Annotated in this window: 4 protein-coding genes; 3 read left to right on the forward strand and 1 reads right to left on the reverse strand. The window is 65.1% G+C overall.

Features of this window, described 5'->3' with window-relative positions:
- Both AC1DT2_RS20200 and AC1DT2_RS20205 read left to right on the forward strand, forming a co-directional pair.
- A partial coding sequence (locus AC1DT2_RS20200; RefSeq protein ID WP_477298311.1) for a LytR/AlgR family response regulator transcription factor occupies window positions 1–318 on the forward strand: 318 nt, incomplete at its 5' end.
- Window positions 319–445: 127 nt separating this feature from the next.
- Complete coding sequence (locus AC1DT2_RS20205; protein WP_213947204.1) at window positions 446–1,423, forward strand: TolB-like translocation protein; 978 nt, start codon at window positions 446–448, stop codon at window positions 1,421–1,423.
- Here the strand turns inward: AC1DT2_RS20205 and AC1DT2_RS20210 are convergent.
- The gene (locus AC1DT2_RS20210) at window positions 1,361–2,290 is read right to left on the reverse strand and encodes a helix-turn-helix domain-containing protein (RefSeq protein WP_477298314.1); all 930 of its coding nucleotides are present in this window, start codon (window positions 2,288–2,290) and stop codon (window positions 1,361–1,363) included. The two genes, AC1DT2_RS20205 and AC1DT2_RS20210, sit on opposite strands and share 63 nt — an antisense overlap.
- A 142-nt stretch (window positions 2,291–2,432) precedes the next feature.
- Between AC1DT2_RS20210 and AC1DT2_RS20215 the strand changes: the two genes are divergently transcribed.
- Window positions 2,433–2,694: twin-arginine translocation signal domain-containing protein (locus tag AC1DT2_RS20215; RefSeq protein WP_477298316.1), on the forward strand; the 262-nt coding region annotated here is incomplete at its 3' end.

Raw genomic sequence — 2,694 nt, forward strand, 5'->3', positions numbered from 1 at the left:
AGTGTGCCCAGCGGCGAGCACATCCGGGTGATCGCCACCGCTGACATCGACTGGATTCGAGCCGATGGAAACTACGTCCGTATCCATGCCGCCGGTACCTCGCATCTGCACCGCGAGCCGCTGACGGGGCTGCTGGCGACGCTCGATCCTGCGCGCTTTCTGCGCATCCATCGTGGCATCGTCGTCAATGTCGACCGCATCGCCGAGGTRCATCCGCTGTTCCAGGGTAGTGCCGAAGTGGTCCTGCACGATGGCACGAGGCTCAACCTCAGCCGGCGCTTCCGCGCCAGTGCACGTCACGCGCTGGGTATGAGCTGACCGTTCGTAACGTGCCGCTCGCCGCTCGTCCCACACGACACACCATCGATCACATTTCGCATGCGCGGCCGTTCCGACAGGCTCATCGTTCCTAGGGTCAAACACACCCGGTGACGAGGAACCCCTCATGCGATCGAGCACGTACATCCTGACGACCACGCTTTTTCTCGGCCTCATCGGAGCCACGGCGATGGCCGGTGAACTCCTGGCCCCGGGCATCATCTCGACGGGGCTGCAGGAGACGTCGGCGGCGGTGACGCCGGACGGGAAGACGGTGTACTTCATGCGTTCGGACTTCGCCGAAAAGGACGATACGATCCTGGTGTCGCATCGTGACGGAAAGCAATGGTCGGTGCCTGAGGTCGCGCCGTTCTCCGGACAGTGGCACGATTCCGAGCCGGCCCTGTCACCTGACGGCAAGCGCCTCTACTTCGTGTCGAACCGTCCGCTGAAGGAGGGCGGTGAAGCCCTTGTCGCGGAGCTGGGCGGAAAGCAGTTTCCCGGCACCAACCTCTGGTACGTCGAGCAGCAGTCGAACGGCAAGTGGGGCACGCCGGTGCACATCGATGGCCAGATCAATGACGGTGCGCAGATCTACAACCCGTCCGTCGCCGCCAGCGGCAATATCTATTTCTCCGCGCACCGGCCCGACTCGGGCAAGCTGTACCAGATCTACGTCGCTCGCCGCACGGAATCGGGTTACGCAGCGCCCGAGCGTGTCGACCTCGGCGATGTGGCCCAGAACCGCATGGATCCCGGCATCGATCCCGACGAGCGTTACATCGTCTACTCGGGCAACGAGGGCGATTCGGTAGGCAGTACCGATATCTACATCAGCTTCCGCGGCGCGGACGGCAAATGGGCCAAGCCGGAACGTTTGCCGGGAGACATCAACAGCACGTCGCTCGACATCGCGCCGGTGCCGGGTCGTGTCTTCGGCGAGGTGTACCTTTCCAGCAATCGTTCCGACGGGCCGCGGTATCCGAAAGTGCGTGACGACCTCGGATCACTTCAGCATCGCCTGTCGTCACCCGAGAACGGCTCACGAAACATCTGGCGTTTCGATATCTCGTTGACCTTGAAAGACCACGGGCTGGACCACTAAGGGAAGTCTTCCGCGCAGCGTCGAAGGCGACGTGCCGAGCAGGCGACGTGTCCATCGGGCGAGGTGGCTGGCATCGGTGAAGCCTGYCTCCCACGCGGTATCCGCAAGGCTCGCGCCCTCGCCGAGTCGCAGGCGGGCTCGCTCGACTCTCCGTGAGACGACGAACTGATGGACCGATACACCCGCCGCCCGTTGGAAGAGCGGCTTGAAATGCGAGACGCTGTACCCGGCGATCCCCGCAAGTGCTGCCAGGCTCAGGTCGTCCGCCAGGTTCGCTTCGATGTACTCGATCACGCGTTGCAGACGCCACGGCGCGAGTACATGGCGGGCTGTCGGTTGACCGACCATCGGTCGCGAGGACGATAGCGACAGCAACCTCACTGCCAGTGCACTGGCGAGGCTGTCGGCAAATAGCCGTCCGCCCGGATAGCCTTCGTCGGCTTCCGTCTTCATGAGCCATCCGATGCGTTCGACCTGCGGGTCACGAATATGGATGGCCGGCGCGAGGTCGGCAGCGTCACCCTGGTGCAGCGCTTCGGCGGCTTCCCGGAACAGGCTCGCCGGCATACGCAGCAGCAACGATCGGGCAGGGGCGGTGAGCGTCCAGCGCGTGGACGAACCCGCCGGCACGACGCAGAACTGCCCGTGCAGCCGGACACCCGATCGCTCCACGCGTCCCGCCCGGTAGGTGACCGGGACGGGTTCGCCGATGTGAAGACAAAGCACGTGGCGATGATCGACCGGTGAGTCGAAGCGGCCTTCGGGTACCGGCGAGGTGAGGGCATCCAGAAGCGCCACGCCATCGGCGTGCCCGGCGGCGAGCAGTGCCTCGGGCGGCGGTGGATAGCAGGCGGGACGCGGCGTCATGGGCCGATCGTTCTACCAGGCGGGGTCCAATGCAAGTGCCTGACGCCGATCATCCGTTTGTACTCGCGGTCGTCCCTTTGTGCGGGCGCCGTGGCCCCGCCACGCGACAGCATGACCCCATCGTCCCTCTGAAGGCACTCCGATGCAGCGTCGTGATTTCCTCCTGCGTACCGCGGCTGTCACCGCTGCCGCCCTGGTGGCGGGGCCGGTGTCGAAGCTGGCTCGTGCGTCATCCGTCACGCCACCCGAGCCGGGCATGAGCGAGGCCGCGTGGTTCGCGGCCAATCGCCGATACGCTTCACTGCCTTTCGGCCGCATCGCTTACGTCGAGCGGGGAAGAGGTCCAGCGGCGCTGTTTCTCCACGGCGCACCGTTGAATGGCTTCCAGTGGCGCGGTGCGATAC

The organism is Luteibacter sp. P4_E6 (genome assembly GCF_056401535.1).